Origin of the sequence: Faecalibacterium prausnitzii, from assembly GCF_003324185.1 — a bacterium.
GTDB lineage: Bacteria > Bacillota > Clostridia > Oscillospirales > Ruminococcaceae > Faecalibacterium > Faecalibacterium prausnitzii.
Window position 1 is genome coordinate 84,408 of record NZ_PXUP01000013.1, and the last position, 16,005, is coordinate 100,412.

The 16,005-nt window shown below is 59.8% G+C and carries 18 protein-coding genes, 1 tRNA gene and 1 riboswitch; of the genes, 10 read left to right on the forward strand and 9 right to left on the reverse strand.

Annotated elements, in window-relative coordinates; all coding sequences use genetic code 11:
* Positions 1-152 precede the first annotated feature (152 nt).
* A riboswitch (THF riboswitch) is annotated at positions 153-249 on the forward strand.
* A 149-nt stretch (positions 250-398) separates the two neighbouring features.
* Both C7J97_RS10070 and C7J97_RS10075 read left to right on the forward strand, forming a co-directional pair.
* On the forward strand, positions 399-911 hold the full coding sequence (locus C7J97_RS10070; protein ID WP_113992802.1) for a folate family ECF transporter S component: 513 nt from the start codon (positions 399-401) through the stop codon (positions 909-911).
* Positions 912-1,000: 89 nt separating this feature from the next.
* Positions 1,001-2,272: a bifunctional folylpolyglutamate synthase/dihydrofolate synthase gene (locus C7J97_RS10075; protein WP_113992801.1), complete on the forward strand. Its 1,272-nt coding sequence runs from the start codon at positions 1,001-1,003 to the stop codon at positions 2,270-2,272.
* Between the two features lie 129 nt (positions 2,273-2,401).
* Here the strand turns inward: C7J97_RS10075 and C7J97_RS10080 are convergent, their stop codons facing one another.
* Complete coding sequence (locus C7J97_RS10080) at positions 2,402-3,322, reverse strand: ROK family protein (protein ID WP_113992800.1); 921 nt, start codon at positions 3,320-3,322, stop codon at positions 2,402-2,404.
* 180 nt (positions 3,323-3,502) lie between these two features.
* On the opposite strand from C7J97_RS10080, the gene rlmD reads away from it, so the two are divergent.
* From rlmD to C7J97_RS10095, 3 genes are all read left to right on the forward strand, one after another.
* Entirely contained in the window at positions 3,503-4,687 is a 1,185-nt protein-coding gene (gene rlmD, locus C7J97_RS10085; RefSeq protein ID WP_113992799.1) for a 23S rRNA (uracil(1939)-C(5))-methyltransferase RlmD, read from the forward strand.
* Positions 4,688-4,929: 242 nt separating this feature from the next.
* Positions 4,930-5,994 (forward strand): GGDEF domain-containing protein, encoded by a 1,065-nt coding sequence (locus tag C7J97_RS10090; protein WP_242983496.1) that lies wholly within the window; start codon positions 4,930-4,932, stop codon positions 5,992-5,994.
* A 37-nt stretch (positions 5,995-6,031) separates the two neighbouring features.
* Positions 6,032-6,541 carry a hypothetical protein gene (locus C7J97_RS10095; RefSeq protein WP_113992797.1) on the forward strand — a complete coding sequence of 170 codons (510 nt, stop codon included), beginning with the start codon at positions 6,032-6,034 and terminating at the stop codon, positions 6,539-6,541.
* Between the two features lie 171 nt (positions 6,542-6,712).
* Here the strand turns inward: C7J97_RS10095 and C7J97_RS10100 are convergent, their stop codons facing one another.
* Positions 6,713-7,249 (reverse strand): phosphatase PAP2 family protein, encoded by a 537-nt coding sequence (locus C7J97_RS10100; protein WP_113992796.1) that lies wholly within the window; start codon positions 7,247-7,249, stop codon positions 6,713-6,715.
* A 92-nt stretch (positions 7,250-7,341) separates the two neighbouring features.
* Positions 7,342-8,328 (reverse strand): carbohydrate kinase family protein, encoded by a 987-nt coding sequence (locus C7J97_RS10105; RefSeq protein WP_113992795.1) that lies wholly within the window; start codon positions 8,326-8,328, stop codon positions 7,342-7,344.
* 185 nt (positions 8,329-8,513) lie between these two features.
* Between C7J97_RS10105 and C7J97_RS10110 the strand changes: the two genes are divergently transcribed.
* Positions 8,514-9,815 (forward strand): MATE family efflux transporter, encoded by a 1,302-nt coding sequence (locus C7J97_RS10110; protein WP_113992794.1) that lies wholly within the window; start codon positions 8,514-8,516, stop codon positions 9,813-9,815.
* Here C7J97_RS10110 and C7J97_RS10115 read toward each other — a convergent pair.
* Positions 9,812-10,657 (reverse strand): helix-turn-helix domain-containing protein, encoded by an 846-nt coding sequence (locus tag C7J97_RS10115; protein ID WP_005923096.1) that lies wholly within the window; start codon positions 10,655-10,657, stop codon positions 9,812-9,814. The two genes, C7J97_RS10110 and C7J97_RS10115, sit on opposite strands and share 4 nt — an antisense overlap.
* Positions 10,658-10,781: 124 nt before the next feature.
* On the opposite strand from C7J97_RS10115, the gene C7J97_RS10120 reads away from it, so the two are divergent.
* Complete coding sequence (locus C7J97_RS10120; RefSeq protein ID WP_005923102.1) at positions 10,782-11,897, forward strand: ABC transporter ATP-binding protein; 1,116 nt, start codon at positions 10,782-10,784, stop codon at positions 11,895-11,897.
* A gap of 193 nt (positions 11,898-12,090) precedes the next feature.
* Here C7J97_RS10120 and C7J97_RS10125 read toward each other — a convergent pair whose 3' ends face one another.
* Genes C7J97_RS10125 through C7J97_RS10140 form a run of 4 tightly spaced genes read right to left on the reverse strand, consistent with a single transcriptional unit; the run spans position 12,091 to position 14,570 of the window.
* A complete protein-coding gene (locus tag C7J97_RS10125; protein WP_113992793.1) occupies positions 12,091-12,981 on the reverse strand; it encodes a LysR family transcriptional regulator in 891 nt (296 codons plus the stop codon).
* A gap of 12 nt (positions 12,982-12,993) precedes the next feature.
* A complete protein-coding gene (gene tsaA, locus C7J97_RS10130) occupies positions 12,994-13,692 on the reverse strand; it encodes a tRNA (N6-threonylcarbamoyladenosine(37)-N6)-methyltransferase TrmO (protein WP_044960226.1) in 699 nt (232 codons plus the stop codon).
* 14 nt (positions 13,693-13,706) lie between these two features.
* A complete protein-coding gene (locus C7J97_RS10135) occupies positions 13,707-13,925 on the reverse strand; it encodes an aspartate dehydrogenase (protein WP_113992792.1) in 219 nt (72 codons plus the stop codon).
* A gap of 24 nt (positions 13,926-13,949) precedes the next feature.
* Positions 13,950-14,570, reverse strand: a complete 621-nt coding sequence (locus C7J97_RS10140; protein ID WP_005923114.1) for a LexA family protein — start codon at positions 14,568-14,570, stop codon at positions 13,950-13,952.
* Between the two features lie 192 nt (positions 14,571-14,762).
* Here C7J97_RS10140 and C7J97_RS10145 point away from each other — a divergent pair, with 192 nt between their 5' ends.
* Positions 14,763-15,026, forward strand: coding sequence for a hypothetical protein (locus tag C7J97_RS10145; RefSeq protein WP_015536590.1), 264 nt, complete (start codon positions 14,763-14,765; stop codon positions 15,024-15,026).
* Positions 15,023-15,316 (forward strand): hypothetical protein, encoded by a 294-nt coding sequence (locus C7J97_RS10150; protein WP_005923120.1) that lies wholly within the window; start codon positions 15,023-15,025, stop codon positions 15,314-15,316. The genes C7J97_RS10145 and C7J97_RS10150 overlap by 4 nt, the downstream gene beginning before the upstream one ends.
* 105 nt (positions 15,317-15,421) lie before the next feature.
* Here the strand turns inward: C7J97_RS10150 and C7J97_RS10155 are convergent, their stop codons facing one another.
* Positions 15,422-15,589, reverse strand: a complete 168-nt coding sequence (locus tag C7J97_RS10155; protein WP_113992791.1) for a FeoB-associated Cys-rich membrane protein — start codon at positions 15,587-15,589, stop codon at positions 15,422-15,424.
* A gap of 270 nt (positions 15,590-15,859) precedes the next feature.
* On the opposite strand from C7J97_RS10155, the gene C7J97_RS10160 reads away from it, so the two are divergent.
* A tRNA-Val gene (locus C7J97_RS10160) sits at positions 15,860-15,936 on the forward strand.
* The last annotated feature ends 69 nt before the right edge of the window (positions 15,937-16,005 follow it).

Genomic DNA, 16,005 nt, shown 5'->3' on the forward strand with positions numbered 1-16,005 from the left:
TTACCACGTTCTGCGCCAAAAGAAAAGAGGGAGACAGGCAAGCAAAAGTCCTACGTTTATACAACACTGCCAAAAATAAAAACGCTCCTTTGGCAAAGATGTCTGTTTGGGCGCTTGCAGTGCAGCAAAAAAAGGATTATAATGGCATCATCAACAGAGTAAGACCCTGCGCGTTAAGTGCCGCATCAACGGGGAGTTGTGCTGCGGACGAAGGTATTGACCGCGGTGCAGGGTCTGCATCCCGCTGCTGCATGGACTTGGGTGCAGGCGAGAGCCGTCTGCGGTTTTTGCCCGGAAGTGAATGTTGTTGGAATTCACGCCCTCCTTTGTGCGGTCTGTCACAGGGGAGGGCGTTTTTGCGTCCTGCCTGCTGTTCCTTTTTAAGGAGGACAACTACAATGAACGACAAAAAAACTTCTGCGCGTACCCTGACCATGCTGGCTTTGCTGGTGGCTATGAGCATCGTGTTCAGCCGGGTGCTCAGCATCTCCACCGGCTTCGTCCGGTTCAATCTGGGCAGTCTGCCGGTACTGCTGGCGGCGGTGGTGTTCGGCTCCGGCGCAGGCTTTGCGGTGGGCGCGGTGGCCGATATCATCGGCGGTGTGCTGGCGGGCTACGCCATTAACCCGCTCATCACGCTGGGTGCGGGTGCCATCGGCTTGGTGGCAGGTTTTGCGTGGCAGAAGCTGAGCAGCCTTTCCACAAATTTGCGGCTTGCAGCCAGCGTGCTGCTGGGGCACTTTGTGGGCTCCATGGTCATCACCTCGCTGGCGCTGCGCCTGTTTTACGGCTATCCGTGGGCAACACTGGCAGTGCGCATCCCTAACGCCCTCATCCTGAGCGCCGTGAACGTTGTGCTGCTGCGCATCCTGCTGGAAAACCGCAGCCTGATGAAGCTGGCAAAGAAGTAAGAGACTCGTAAAATGGAACACCGGAGCGTCTGCAGACGCTCCGGTGTTCCGAAATTTTTAATATTATTCCTTGAATCGAGGCAGTATCTATGAACTACGAACAGGCAATGGAATACATCCACGCGGTGCAGTGGGCGGGGCATAAGCCCGGGCTTACCCGCACCCGCACCCTGCTGGCGGCACTGGGCGACCCGCACAAAAAGCTGCAATTCGTCCATGTGGCGGGCACGAACGGCAAGGGCAGTACGGCGGCGATGCTGGCTTCCTGCCTGCAAGCCGCCGGTTACCGGGTGGGGCTGTATACCTCGCCCTTCATCAACCGGTTCAACGAGCGCATCCAGATCAACGGGCAGCAGATCCCGGACGAAGCGCTGGTGGCGCTGGTAGAACAGGTAAAGCCCGCCGCCGACGCCATGGAGGACGTGCCCACCGAGTTTGAGATCATCACCGCACTGGGAATGCTCTATTTTGCGCAGCAGCAGTGTGATATCGTGGTGCTGGAGGTGGGGCTTGGCGGCACGCTGGATTCCACCAACGTCATCGAAAAGCCTGCCTGCGCGGTGATCACCGCACTGGGCATGGATCACGTCAAGGAACTGGGCCCCACGCTGGCGGATATCGCCGCCGCCAAGGCGGGCATCATCAAGCCGGGCTGCCCGGTGGTAAGCTACGGCGGCGCACCGGAGGCAGACGCCGTGCTGCGCCGGGTGGCGGCACAGCAGCACGCCCCCTTTACCGAGGTGGACTTTGCCAAGCTGCAGGTTACCGGCGGGGATCTGGATGCAGTCACCTTCAGCTTTGACGGGCTGGACGGGGTGCGCCTGCCGCTCATCGGCAGCTATCAGCCCCGCAACGCCGCACTGGCCATCACCGCCCTGCGGGTGCTGCGGCAGCAGGGCTGGAACATCCCGGAAAGCGCCATCCGCACCGGGCTGGAGCAGGTAAGCTGGCCCGGGCGCTTTGAGCTGCTGCGCCACAGCCCGGCCTTTGTGCTGGACGGCAGCCACAACGCCCACGGGATGCGCGCCACAGTGCAGAGCCTGAAAGACCGCTTCCCCGGGCAGAAATTCGTCTTTCTGGTCAGCATCATGGCCGACAAGGACGTAGACGAGATGCTGGCGCTGCTGGCACCGCTGGCCGAGCGGTTCGTGACCGTGACGGCGCACAACCCCCGCGCCATGCCAGCGCAGACACTGGCAGAGCATATCCGCGCCTACGGCTGCACCGCCGAGGCTGCGGACAGCATTGAGGCCGGTGTAGCGCGTGCGGAAGAACTGGGCGGCGAAGGCCCGGTGTGCGCACTGGGAACGCTGTATTTCTCCGGTGATGTCCGGCAGGCCTTTGCCCGCCTGAATGCGTAACGATGCAGAAAAATATTTTTGAATACAAGCAGAGCCGGACAGCCCGCGGGCTGTCCGGCTCTGCATCTTTGTTTCGTGTTTTGCGTGCAGAGCACACGGCAGATATAGTACCATGAAACCGACTGAAAATCAACATTTTTTCTGCATGGCTTCAAAATATGCGGCGGCGACGCCTACCTGATTGGCCTCACTGCTGAAGGCGCAGGGCACGATCTGGCAGCGGGGTAAGCCCTCCATGTAAGCTTGTCCCGCCCGGGAGGCGTACAGTCCATCGTAGGCGCTGCGCAAGCTTTCCAGCAGCAGGGGCTGCTTGCTGATGCCGCCGCCGATGGCCACCTTTTCCACATCCAGCAGAACGGTCAGGTTGTAGATCTGCACCGCCACCGCGTGGCAGAACCGCCGCAGCACCTCTAAGGCCTCCGGCTCCCCGGCGTTGGCGGCGGCAAAAAAGCTGCGTCCGTCCAGCGGGGCGTCCTCCGGCAGCGCCTTGCGGGCGCGGTACCATTTAAGCAGATTGCTGGTGCTGCACTGGCATGCCATGTTCTGGTCCGGGGCGTCCCATGCTTCGGCGTTGGTGTTGACAAAGCTGTACTCTCCGGCGGTAAAGTGCACCCCGCGCACCAGCTGCCCGTTGGCAATAATGCCGCCGCCCACGCCGGTGCCGATGATGAACACCGCAGCGTTGCAGCAGTCCTTCAGCGCGCCGTTTGCCAGCTCTGCCATGGCGGCGGCTTTGCCGTCATTTTCCAGTATGACAGGACAGCCGCATTTTTCCGCCAGCAGCTGCCCCACCGGGGTGGCGGTATTGTACAGCAGCGCTCCGCCGTTGGAAACATAGCCGGTGCGGTTATCCACAAAGCCCGGCAGCGCCATGGCAATGCCGCTCACCTCGTCCTTATGGGGCGCATACAGCCGGTAGACCGTATCCAGAAACTGCGCCTGCGTATCCTGCGGCGTGGGCACCGCGCCGCTGTCCGTGCGGTGCATCTGCTCATCCATGACCGAGTATTTGATCTCGGTGCCGCCTACATCAAAAACCATGATCTTCATCTTGTTGCCCTCCCGTAAACGGTCATTTTCTGCCCCTATTATGGCAAATCATCGCGGGAAAGTAAAGCCCCGGCGGTAAAAAAGAAAACTGCAAAAAACGCACCGGCTTGCGGTTGCAATCCGCCCTGCCCTGTGATATCCTGAAAAGAGAGTATCTGTTATATAAAGGAAGAAACTGCCATGGATTGCAAACTGCGTGCCAAAAATTGCGGCGGCTGCCCCCTGCTGGGGCTGGACTATGCCGAACAGCTGAAACAGAAGGAAGAAAAAGTGCGTGCTCTGGTGGGCAAATACGGCCCGGTGCACCCCATCCGGGGCATGGAGCAGCCTTACCACTACCGCAATAAGGTGATTTCCACCTTTGCTCCCGGCTTTGGTGGAAAACTGACCTCCGGCATCTACGCGGCAAACAGCCACAAGGTGCTGCCGGTGGAAAGTTGTCTGCTGCAGGACGAGGTGCTGGACAAGACCATGCAGGCGGTGCGGGCTGCCGCCAACGCCTGCCGCTACCAGCCCTACGACGAGGACAAGGGCACCGGCCTTGTGCGCCACTGTCTGCTGCGGCGGGGCGTAGCCACCGGGCAGGTGATGGTGGTGTTGGTGACGGCGCAGCCGGTGCTGCCGGGCGCGAAAAACTTTGTCAAGGCACTGCTGGCCGAAGCGGCGCAGCGCGGCGTGACTGTGACCACCGTGGTGCAGAACGTGAACAGCCGCAAGACCAGCGTGGTGCTGGGCGAAGCGGAAAAGGTGCTGTACGGCAAGGGATTCATTCTGGACACCCTCTGCGGCAAGACCTATGCCATCAGCCCGCGCAGCTTTTATCAGGTGAACCCGGCGCAGACCGCCGTGCTGTACGGCCTTGCGGTGGAAGCTGCAAAGCTGACCGGCAAGGAGGTAGTGCTGGACGCCTACTGCGGCATTGGCACCATCGGCCTGACCGCCGCCGACCATGCAAAGCAGGTGGTGGGCGTGGAACTGAACCGGGACGCCGTGCAGGACGCCATTGGCAACGCAAGGCACAATGGCGTAAAGAACGCCCGCTTCTTTGCCGCCGACGCCACCCGCTGGATCAGCGAAGCGGCCGCAGCAGGGGAGAAGGCAGACGTGATCTTTATGGACCCCCCGCGCGAGGGCTCCACCCCGGAATTTCTTGCCAGCGTGGCCCGCATGGCACCGAAGCGGGTGGTCTATGTCAGCTGCAACCCCGTCACCCTCGCCCGCGACCTTGCCACCCTGACAAAGCTGGGCTATAAGGCCGAGGGCTTTACCCCGGTGGATATGTTCCCGCATACGGAGCATATCGAGACAGTATGTGTATTATCCAAACTGGATGTCCACCGCAAAAAGCCGTCCGGGAGGCGCTGAAGCATTTTTAGCGTGTCCTCTCTGCCGAGGACTTTTATGCAGAGAAAAGAACGTTTTGCAATTTTCCCTGCAAATGGACTGCGAAGGTAAATCCGCAGCTCCCGGTTGAGAAAAGCTTTGTGGAGTGATACAATAATATTGTATGTGCCCTGTCCGGGGCATCAGTTCACAGAACGGTATAACTTGCAATGGATAGATATTTTTTTATTTTAACGACCATTGATCTTTTTGTGCTCGGCTTTATGTGTCTTCTTACAAGGCTGAGCGAATCTTTAAATAAAAAGCAGAAGCGCGGGTTCCTTCTGGCCTTTGCGCTCATTGCGTGCATCTCGGTGCTGGAGGTCATCACCATCGTGGTGGACGGCGCACCGCCGGGCTACCGCTGGCTGAATATTTTGTCCAACTATCTGGGCTTTGGACTGACACCGGCGGTGCCGCTGTGTCTGGTATATGTGCTGGATAAAAAATCCATCATCCGGCGTATATTCAAGGCGGCGGTGTGCTGCGAGGGTGCGTATCTGCTTTTTCTGGCGGCAACGCTGCCCTATGGGCTGGTGTTCTCGGTGAGCAGGGAAAACCTCTACGCCCGGGGCGCGTACTTCTATATTTATGTGGCCATGTACTATGCCGCCATGCTGTACCTTATGGTGGCTACGGTGCGCACGGCGGCGGCCTTTCAGAACCGCAGCCGCATGCTGATCTATCCGTTGACCCTGTTTCTGGGCGCGGAGACCGTGATCCAGCTCGCGCTGCCGGCGCTGCACGTTACATGGCTGTGCGTCACGTTGCTGTCGGTGCTGTACTATATTTATTGCAGCGAAATGTGGAACCAGCTGGACGCGCTGACCGGGCTTTTGAACCAGAACAGCTACCTGAACCGCACCGCTGAGATGCGCCGCAGCGGCGGGGTGCTGGTGGTGTTTGATGTGGATGATTTCAAGCAGATCAACGACCGCTACGGCCATTTACAGGGGGACGTCTGCCTTGCCGAGATCGCAGACTGCATCAAAAAAGCCTATGCCCGCTGCGGCTACTGCTACCGCATCGGCGGCGATGAATTCTGCGTGCTGCTGAAGGACGAGGAAAGCGAAGCCCGCTGCGCAAAAACGATGCAAGCTTTGCTGGCAGAGCGGCGCAAGGTGTTTGCCATTTTGCCGACGGTCTCCCTTGGCTCTGCCGCCTTTTCCGGGGAGGACGTGGTCACAGTGAAGGACCGCGCCGACCGCGCGCTCTACTGCGCCAAAAAGGAACAGAAGGCCCGTGCCGCAGCGGAAAAGCACGCAGACGACAGCGAGCAGACAGCTTGAAATTCTGTCCGCACAACGGATAAACGGAGGAACACCGATGAACACAGATTGGAACAGCCCGCAGGGCGATTTTGATACCGCTGAAAAGCAGGGGGAGCTGCTGATGCTGCTCAGCCGGCAGCAAGTCACCGTGCACACATGGGACGACCCGGACTTTGACTATATGGAGGAGCAGGATCTGGCGCTGGTGGTGCAAAGCCCCTCCGGCACAGAGGATCTGCTGATTGAGCTGTGCGGAGAGTTCTCGGTGTTTTTTGAAAAGTGGCACGGCGAGTACGCCGCCACCGCCGAGGGCTACGCGCAGCTGCAGCAGGACATCACCGCCATTCTGGATGGCAAGGCGGGCGCACTGAGCCTGTACACGGAAAACGGCTGGCAGGGCACGGTGCTGTGCACCGAACTGCCCGGCGCAGAGGATGCCGCTGCGGCGCTCAAGCGCTGCTGGCAGGCGGCAAAGCCGGACGCCGCCCTGCCTGCGGGCAGTCGGCTGGAGCTGGTGTGCTGGGATCCGGCACAGAACCGGAAAGTGCAGCTCCCGGAGGAATAATTTTAAGCGGGACGATTTGGAATATCCGCCGCTTGTGCTCTGGATATTTTCAGCGGAAAAATTATTTTAAATAGAGCAATGCCGGAGCGTCTGCGGACGCTCCGGCATTGCATTTTCACGGAGGGATTGTAGAGGGAAACGGCAGCTGGAATAAAAAGAACACGAAAATTTTTATACAATTTGTTGTTTACTCTTGAGATTCGCCATATAGTTTGCAAATGCGGAGGCCGCAGTGCCCAGTGCGATGCCCAGCACCGCGCCGCCGAGGACATCGGTGGGGAAGTGCACATAGAGGTACAGCCGGGTAAAGGCGATAAAGGCTGCCAGCACCAGCGCGGGCGCGCCCAGCTTCCGGTTTTGCAGCCAGAGCGCATAGGCTGCCGCCACCCCGGAAGCGGTGTGCCCGGAGGGGAAGGAATGCCCGTGCGGTCGCGCCACCAGCATGGTGATGGTGGTGTTGATATCGCAGGGGCGGGGGCGGGCGAACAGCGGCTTGAGGAAGAAGTGCCCCGCCGCCATGTACAGCACCAGCGCCACCGCCATGGCAAAGCCTGCTTTGCGGGTGCGCCGGAAGAGCAAAAGCAGCAGGGTGAACGCGATCCAGATCTCGCCGTGGGCACCGGCGTAATCAAAAAAGATGGAGATTGTGTTCATTACCGGGTTGCGGAACTGGTACAGCCAGTCCAGAAAAGCAAACTCAAAGGGCATGGGTTCCTCCTTTTGGGTGGTTGGAAAGCGGATTTTCTATACAATATAGCATATAAATGTTAAAAAATACAAAATGTGCTGTAAATTTGCCCTCAAGACAGGGGAAAATCGGTTTCTGACTGCTCCATCTGTGCCAAGGTGGGGTAGCTGTCGAGCGCGCCGTGGTGCTGCACGCTGAAGGCGCAGAAGCGGTTGGAAAAGGCCAGATACTCGGTCAGGCGCTTGCGGGAAAGCTTTGGCAGCTCGGCGGCGGTCACGCCGTCCCGCTGCAGCTGCCACAGAAACGAGCCGATAAAGCCATCCCCCGCGCCGGTGGTGTCCACCGCTGTTACCTTGGGGCTGCGGGCGCGGGCACTGGCGGTGCGGGTGTAGGCGCGAGCACCCTTGCTGCCGCAGGTGTACAGCACCAGCTGCACATCTCCGGTAAAGAGCGCGGGCAGCGCGGCTTCAATATCCTCGGTGTCGGTGAGGAAGGGCAGTTCCTCGTCCGAAAGCTTCAGGATATGGGTCAGGGGGAGAAACTGCCACACGGTCTGGCGCAGCTGCTCCCGGTTCGGCCAGAGGGGGAAGCGGAGATTGGGGTCAAAGCTGAGGATGGCGCCCGCCTCCCGCGCGGCAGTGATGGCAGCCAAATGGGCGTAGCGCATGGGGCTGTCCACCAGCGAGACGCTGCAAAAATGCAGGGCAAAGGCCTGCGAGAACCAGCCCGGGTCGATCTGCTCCGGGGCGTACAGCAGGTCTGCGGAGGGCTTGCGGCAGAAGCTGAAAGTACGCTGGCCGTTTTCCGCTAAGCTGACGAAGGCCAGCGCGGTGCTGGCTTTGCTGGTAAATTCCAGATGGGAAAGTTCCACGCCGCATCCAGCCAGCGCCCGGGCGATCTTGTGACCAAAGGGATCGTCGCCCAGCTGGCTCAGCAGCGCACTGCGCCCGCCCAGCCGGGCAACGGCGGCGCAGACATTGGCCGGGGCACCGCCCACCCGGGGGCTGAAGGCGGGCACTTCGTCAAAGCTGCACCCCACCCGGGAGGGGATCATATCGATCAGCGCTTCGCCGATGGAAAATAAGATCCTGTCGGACATAGGGCTTCTTCCTTTCTGCATACAGGTGTGCCGCAAGGTGCGGCAGTGTTCAGTATACACCCGCAGGGCGCTGTGCGCAACTGCTTCTTTTATACGGTAATGGGCGGGTTTTGCGGTTGACTTGCGGCGGCAGATATGCTACAATTTCCAGACGTATGCAAAAACAGGAAAAAAGGAAAAAGTGTATGGATCTGACAAAACAGTTCTTTAAATATGTCTCGCAGAATATTTTCGGCTTGCTGGGCACTTCGTGCTATATTCTGGCCGATACCTATTTTATTGCACAGGCCGCCGGTACGGACGGTGTTACCCTGCTCAACCTCTGCCTGCCCATTTATAACTTTATTTTTGCCATTGGCTCCATGATCGCGCTGGGCTCGGCCACCCGCTACGCCATTGCCAAGGCGCAGAACGATGCCCGGGGACAGCGGTATTTTTCCAACGCCATTCTGTGCGCCGTGCTGGCGTCCATCCCGTGGATGCTGGCGGGTGCCTTTGTGCCCGGGGCGCTGCTGCGGCTCATGGGCGGCGATGCGGGCATCGTGGCGCTGGGCATCCCCTACGCTCGCATCTTTCTGCTGTTCACCCCGTTTTTTATGTGCAACTACATCGTTTCGGCCTTTGTCCGCAACGATGGCGACCCCTCCCTTGCCATGGTGGCGACCTTGAGCGGCAGCCTGTTCAACGTGGTGTTCGACTATATCTTCATGTTCCCCTTGGGGCTGGGCTTGGCCGGTGCGGCGCTGGCAACGGCGGTTTCGCCCATCATCAGCATCGCCATTTGCAGCCGCCATTTTCTTAAAAAGGAAAACACCCTGCAATTCGTGCGGCAGCTGCCCTCGGCAAGGCTGCTGGCGCAGAGCTGTCAGCTGGGCATCTCCGGCTTTGTGGGCGAGCTTTCCTCCGGCGTGACCACCACGGTGTTCAACTTTCTGCTGCTGGGTCTGGCAGGCAACGTGGGCGTAGCAGCCTACGGCGTGGTGGCAAACTTTGCGCTGGTGGCTACCGCCATCTTCAACGGCGTGGCACAGGGCGCACAGCCGCTGGTGAGCCGCTGCTACGGCCAGAACGACCACGCCGGGGCGCGGAAACTGCTGCTGCTGGGCAGCGGCACGGTGCTGGTGCTGGCGGCGGTGCTGTACGCTGCGGTGTTCGGCCTGACCGATACCCTTGTAAGCTGGTTCAACAGCGAAAACTCGGTGCAGATGGCGCAGTACGCCCACACCGGGATGCGGATGTACTTTGTGGGCTACTTCTTTGCAGGCTTCAACATTATGGCGGCGGGCTATCTGAGCGCAGTGAACCGCCCGGTGGAGGCCTCCATCACCTCCATCTGCCGGGGCATGGTGGCCATTGTGGCCTGCTCGCTGGTGCTCAGCGCGGTGTTCGGGATGCCGGGTGTATGGGCAGCCTTCCCAGCCTCGGAGCTGCTCACCGCGCTGCTGACCCTGTTTTTGCTGCGCAGAAAAGAGAGCGGAAAAGCTTAAATATACATCTCCTGCTCCCGCATGGTCTCTTCGGGCGTAAGCCCGGACTGTGCGGCGCGACCGGTCAGTGCCCGCCATTGTGCAGGGGACTGGCCGGTTTCTTTTTTGAATACCCGGCACAGGTAGTTGGCCCCGGAAAAACCGCACAGGCTGGCCACCACGTCCAGCGTGTACTCCCGGTGCAGCAGCAGCCGCTGTGCGGCCTCGATGCGCACGGTGGTCAGGTACTTGCCCGGCGGCACGCCCACGGAGGCGGTAAAGGTGCGCACCAGATGACTTTTGGAGACCCCCAGCCGTTCGCTGAGCTCCTCCACGCCGTATAGCCCGGCGTAGTTGGCGCGGATATCCTCAATGGCGGCCTGCACCAGCGGCGGCAGGGCGGGCGCGGCGCTGTCGGCATCCGCCAGTTCACACAGCAGGGCAAAGGCCAGCTGGCTGCGGGCACGGCTGTGGGTGGGCTTTTCCTCGGCAAGCCGTCCCATCAGTTCGGCGGCGGCAGGGCAGGTCTCGCCTTTGGCAAGGTAGGGCAGCTCCCGCAAGCCGTTCAAAAACTGCGTGCTGGCCTGCCCGGTCAGCTGGACGCACAACAGGTGGCAGCTGTCCTCCGGGGTCAGGGTGAGCGGGGCGCGGCTTAAGATCAGATGTCCTGCCGCTGCGGACTGCGGCGGCAGCACCAGCACAGAGCCGGCGGGCGCAGCCGACGCCCCGGGCAGGAAGACCGTGCATCTGCCGCTGGAAACAAGGCAGACCCACAGCCCCTCGCCGGTCAGGGTGCGGGGCGCGGAAAGCTGCACGTCCAGCAGTGCAGCCGGTGCGGCGATGGTGTTCCAGTCAAACAGCAATATCTGACACCTCTAATCAATAAAATGCTATTTTATATCACAAAATTATCTGCTATTATAGTACCAACGAAACAACACGCCGTCAAGGGCGTGAAACACCAAATATTTACGGAGGATAACGATTATGGCTTCCATTAGCTGCCAGCACATCTACAAGATCTATCCGGGCGCAACTGCCCCGTCTGTTACCGACTTCAACCTGGAGATCCAGGATAAGGAGTTCATCATCTTCGTCGGCCCCTCTGGCTGCGGCAAGTCCACCACCCTGCGTATGATCGCCGGTCTGGAGGAGATCTCCAAGGGCGAGATGTACATCGGCGGCCGTCTGATCAACGACGTTCCCCCGAAGGATCGTGATATCGCCATGGTGTTCCAGAGCTACGCTCTGTACCCCCACATGACCGTTTACAAGAACATCGCTTTCGGTCTGGAACTGCGCAAGACCCCGAAGGATGAGATCGACAAGCGCGTGCACGAGGCTGCTAAGATCCTGGAGATCGAGCACCTGCTGGATCGCAAGCCCAAGGCTCTGTCCGGTGGTCAGCGTCAGCGTGTTGCTCTGGGCCGTGCAATGGTTCGTAACCCGGCAGTCTTCCTGCTGGACGAGCCCCTGTCCAACCTGGATGCTAAGCTGCGTACCTCTATGCGCACCGAGATCATCAAGCTGCACAAGAAACTGGCTACCACCTTCATCTACGTTACCCACGACCAGACCGAGGCTATGACCATGGGCGACCGTATCGTGGTTATGAAGGACGGCATCATCCAGCAGGTCGATACCCCGCAGAACCTGTACGATATGCCCTGCAATATGTTCGTTGCAGGCTTCATCGGCAGCCCCCAGATGAACTTCCTGGACGGCACCCTGATCAAGAAGGGTGACCTGTACGGTGTTGATCTGGGTGGTGACGTGATCCCCCTGCCCAAGGAAAAGACCGCCGACGGCAAGCTGGATTCCTACGTTGGCAAGAAGATCAAGATGGGCATCCGTCCCGAGGATATCGATGACGAGCCCGAGTTTATGGCAAAGCACACCGATTGCCAGCTGGATACTCAGGTCGATGTTTCCGAAATGATGGGCGCTGAGATCTACCTGTACCTGGAGTACAAGGGCAACAAGATGACCGCTCGTGTTGCTCCCACCTCCAAGGCTCGCAACGGAGACACCGTCCGCGTTGCATTCGATCCCCATAAGGTGCACCTGTTCGACATCGAGACCGAGCAGACCATCCTGAACTAAGACTTAGCAAAGATCATTTTTGATCCTCCTATCATACGAAAGACCGCCGAAGGAAAACCTTCGGCGGTTTTTCGTTTTGAAAAACCCTCTCGTGAAAATGGGGTTCAGAAACGCCCACAGGCGTTTCTGAACCCCGAAATAAAAATAATTTTTACGCTGAATATGCCCAAAGCAACGCGGCGGGCATTCCCAATCATTTTATCTGTGCGCCCTGCCGCACCAGCTCGATGAATACATTCATCTGCGGGGTCACCCATTTGTCCCGGTGGTAGAACAGCTGCCGGTGCATCATGACGGTGCAGTCCGGTACGTTCAGCCGCGCCAGACGCCCTTCGGCCAGCGCGCTGCGCACGATGTACTCCGGCAAAAAGGAAAGCCCCATGCCCTGCTCCACCATCTGGCACAGCAGCGCGGCGCTGCCCAGCTCCAGATAGGGGTGGATGGCAAGACCGTGCGCCGCCATGCACTGGTCCAGTGCGTCCCGGTAACTCATGCCCCGCTCGGTGAGCAGAAACTCCTGCCGGGGCAGAATGTCCAGTGGGAGTGCGCTTTCCTGCGCCAGCGGATGCTGCGGCGATGCAATGAAGCACACCGGCTCCGGTACATCTGCCGCCAGCACCAGCGCAGGCTGCAAAAGGGGCTGGTCCAGCGTGTAGACAAGGTCTACCTGATTGGTGCTCAGCAATTGCAGCATCTCGTCCGTGGAAGCGGTGTGCAGCACCAGCTCTACCTGCGGGCAGCGGGCATGGTAGCGCTGCAACAGCTCCGGCAAAAAGGTGCTGCACACGGAATCCGCCAGCGCGATGCGCAGACTGCCCCGCACCTGCTGGGCGGGCTGCAAGGCGGCCTGTGCCTGCTGGGCGGTTTCCAGCAGGGTGCGGGCGTAGCCTAAAAAGGTCTGCCCGGCATCGGTCAGGCGCACCGTTTTACCCACGCGGTCAAACAGCGGGGTGCCCAGCTCGGCCTCCAGCTGTGCGATTTGGGAGGACACCGCCGACTGCGAGTAGCCCAGCTGCCGCGCAGTGCGGGAAAAGCTGTGCAGCTCGGCGATGTGCAAAAAGGTATTGACAGTCCGCAGTTCCATGAACGGCTCCTTTTATAACAGGGTGATGTCCCGCACGGTGAGCTGAGCACCGTCCACGGTAAAATGCACTTCCAGCCCGGCAAACTCCATGCCGTACACCCGCTGCGGGTCGTGCTGGTAGGAGGGGCGGGGGTCACTGGCAAGCACGCCCTGCAAAGCGGCGCGGTCGGCCTCCGGTACGGTTTGCCACAGCGTCTCCGGGCAGGAGACTTCCAGATGGTGGGTGCGGGTCTGCCCGGTAAAGCCCTCGGCGGCGTCCGGGTGGCAGTCCGCATAGGGGATGTAGGGCTTGATATCGTAGATGGGGGTGCCGTCCATCAGGTCGGCACCGCGCACGATGAGCACCGGCCCAACGTCCGGGCGCTGCTCAATGGCCTCCAGCTTTACGCTGGAAAGCCCCAGAGGGTTCGGCCGGAAGGGCGACCGGGTGGCAAACACGCCCACCCGGGTGTTGCCGCCAAGGCGCGGCGGGCGCACGGTAGGGGACCAGTTTTCCCGCACCGCGCCGGAAAACTGCCACACCAGCCAGATATGACTGAAATCCTCCAAACCGCGCAGGGCGTCGGGGTTGCGGTATTCCGAGGTAAAGATGATCTCGCCCCGCAGCTCTTCTACCAGCCCGCTCTGGCGCGGGATGCCGAACTTGGTGGGAAAGGCGGTATGGATATGGGCAATGACCTTCAGGGTCATAGCTTCGGGTGCCTGCTGCATGATGAACTCCTTGCTCAATAGATCTTTTCAATGGGGCAGTCGGCGGGGATGCCGTACCGGCTGCGGAAGGCCTGCAATTCCTGCGGGCTGCGAATCAGCTGTACCTCGGTAAAATGGCCGGTGTGCAGATCCTGAAACCCGGCCACCTGCTCCCCGGTGCAGATGCTGCACCGCAGCACCGGCTTCTGGGCGGCGGGGTCGTAAGCGGGGGATGCTTTCTTTTTGCCGAACACAGGCTGCTCCTTTCTCTCCTTATCTTATAGGCCGCGGCAAAGCCCCACGGCCTTGCCCTCGATGTGCAGCTCCGAAAGCTGCTCTCCGGCGTAGAACATGGGCGGGCAGACGGCGGCGTTATCGGCCAGCAGCATCACGGCATCGCCCTGCCGGTGGAAGTGCTTGAGGGTGGCTTCCTCGCCCACCCGCACGGCAGCGATCTCGCCCTGCTCCACCTCGGGCTGGCAGCGGATGCATACGATGTCTCCGTTGCATATCGTGGGAGACATACTGTCGCCGTGGCAGGTCAGGGCGAAATCCGCGTGCCACGCGGCGGGCACTCCGATATAGCACTCGATGTTCTGCTCGGCGGTGATGGGCGTGCCGCAGGCGATGGAGCCGATCAGCGGCACCTGCACCATGGTGGGCAGCGGCTCAAAGCCCGGGGGACAGGCGCAGGGCGCGTCCAGCCCCAGCAGAGCGGCGGGAGTGGTCTCCAGCGCCTGCGCCAGCTCCTCCACTTTGGACTGGGGCAGATCGTTGATGCCTTTTTCCAGCTTGGTGATGGAGGAACGGGAGCGGTAGCCCATGCGCCGGGCAAGCTCCTCCTGCGAAAGACCCAGCTGCTCCCGGCGCAGACGGACACGGGTGGACAGATCAGACATGACGGTTCTCCTGAAAACTATGTGTTGTGGTGTACGATACAGTGTTCTGCCTTGAGTATAGCAGAAAATTTCCTGAAAATCAACAATTACAGCGCGTTTTGGAAATAATAGGTTGACAGATAATCAACAACGGAGTATAATACAACCAATGATTGTTTCAAACGCAGCGAACTACAAAAAAGGAGCGAAGCCATGGCAAACACGAATCTGATCTACACCTACATTCAGGACAGTGGCTACAAGCTGCAATATGTGGCCAGTGTGCTGCACATCAGCAGCAACACCCTGCGGCACAAGCTGCTGGGCGAGACCCAGTTCAAGCTGGACGAGGCCGAGCGGCTTTCCACCATGCTGGGCCTGACGATGGCCGAGCGGGACGCCTGCTTTTTCGATGCCGAGAACCGGTTCTCGCGCAGTGCAACGCTGGAGCTGCCCAAAAGGGGGAAGCGCCAGTGACACCGGAGCAGCGCGATGTGACCCGGAACGCCCTGCGCAAGTACGGCGAGCGGCACTGGGCGCGCACGCCGGAAAACCGCCGCTGGCAAAGCGCCATTGATGAGGGCCTCGACTACTATCAGGCGCACGACCCCATGCGGGCAGACCTGCTGCGAATGCGCTTTTTTGAGCAGCGCCCGGAGGACGAGATCTTGGAGCAGCTGCACATCGGCCGCACCACCTACCAGAAGGCGTTGCAGGACCTTTTGAGCACCATCGCTGTCTACGCCGCCCAGCGCGGCGCGTTCTGAGCAAACAGCCGTGAAAAGTACCCCAGAAACGCTCGCGGGCGCTTCTGGGGTACAACCATAAAACAGGGCTGCTGCACCGTGTTTCGTGCAGTAGCCCTGTTTTGGTTATTTCTTCTTGGCGTTCGGGTCCTCGCAATGGCTGTGGCAGGAGGCGCAATTGCCGTTGCAGCCCTCGCCCTTCCAGCCGCCCTGTCTGGAGATCCAGACCACAGCCAGCGCAAACAGCACAGCCAATATTACCAGCGTGATGATCCCGCGAAGTGTCATATTCATCCCTCGATTTCTTTTGTACGGCTTTCTGCCCCAAGTATACACGATTTGCAGGCAAAGAGCAACAGCCTGCCGCACATTTTTTGTGCAGGGTGCAGCCGATGCGGCTGCCCGGCGGTAATGTTGCACGCCCGGCGGTCGGCGCACCATTTTTGCAGCCGGAGAAAGCGTTTCGAGAAAAGTAAAAGTTTTTTAAATTAGGGCTTGCATTTCTGCAAAGGCCGTGCTATAATAATCACGTTCCAGTTCGGAGCGCACAACACAAGCGAATATGGAGGATTAGCTCAGCTGGTTAGAGCACCTGCATCACACGCAGGGGGTCTGGGGTTCGAGTCCCTAATTCTCCACCATACAGTTCGTACTCGAACCCGATTCTTTATGAAAAAGGGTTTGGGTACGTTTTTTGTTTATCGGAAGTT

Excerpts from the sequence above, each read along its gene's own strand:
- rlmD (WP_113992799.1), top strand. The coding sequence starts at position 3,503 with ATGGATTGCAAACTGCGTGCCAAAAATTGCGGCGGCTGCCCCCTGCTG.
- C7J97_RS10110 (WP_113992794.1), top strand. The coding sequence starts at position 8,514 with ATGGATCTGACAAAACAGTTCTTTAAATATGTCTCGCAGAATATTTTC.
- C7J97_RS10140 (WP_005923114.1), bottom strand. The coding sequence starts at position 14,570 with ATGTCTGATCTGTCCACCCGTGTCCGTCTGCGCCGGGAGCAGCTGGGT.
- C7J97_RS10100 (WP_113992796.1), bottom strand. The coding sequence starts at position 7,249 with ATGCCCTTTGAGTTTGCTTTTCTGGACTGGCTGTACCAGTTCCGCAAC.
- C7J97_RS10080 (WP_113992800.1), bottom strand. The coding sequence starts at position 3,322 with ATGAAGATCATGGTTTTTGATGTAGGCGGCACCGAGATCAAATACTCG.
- C7J97_RS10145 (WP_015536590.1), top strand. The coding sequence starts at position 14,763 with ATGGCAAACACGAATCTGATCTACACCTACATTCAGGACAGTGGCTAC.
- C7J97_RS10070 (WP_113992802.1), top strand. The coding sequence starts at position 399 with ATGAACGACAAAAAAACTTCTGCGCGTACCCTGACCATGCTGGCTTTG.
- C7J97_RS10120 (WP_005923102.1), top strand. The coding sequence starts at position 10,782 with ATGGCTTCCATTAGCTGCCAGCACATCTACAAGATCTATCCGGGCGCA.
- C7J97_RS10155 (WP_113992791.1), bottom strand. The coding sequence starts at position 15,589 with ATGAATATGACACTTCGCGGGATCATCACGCTGGTAATATTGGCTGTG.
- C7J97_RS10105 (WP_113992795.1), bottom strand. The coding sequence starts at position 8,328 with ATGTCCGACAGGATCTTATTTTCCATCGGCGAAGCGCTGATCGATATG.
- C7J97_RS10125 (WP_113992793.1), bottom strand. The coding sequence starts at position 12,981 with ATGGAACTGCGGACTGTCAATACCTTTTTGCACATCGCCGAGCTGCAC.
- C7J97_RS10075 (WP_113992801.1), top strand. The coding sequence starts at position 1,001 with ATGAACTACGAACAGGCAATGGAATACATCCACGCGGTGCAGTGGGCG.
- C7J97_RS10095 (WP_113992797.1), top strand. The coding sequence starts at position 6,032 with ATGAACACAGATTGGAACAGCCCGCAGGGCGATTTTGATACCGCTGAA.
- tsaA (WP_044960226.1), bottom strand. The coding sequence starts at position 13,692 with ATGCAGCAGGCACCCGAAGCTATGACCCTGAAGGTCATTGCCCATATC.
- C7J97_RS10090 (WP_242983496.1), top strand. The coding sequence starts at position 4,930 with ATGTGTCTTCTTACAAGGCTGAGCGAATCTTTAAATAAAAAGCAGAAG.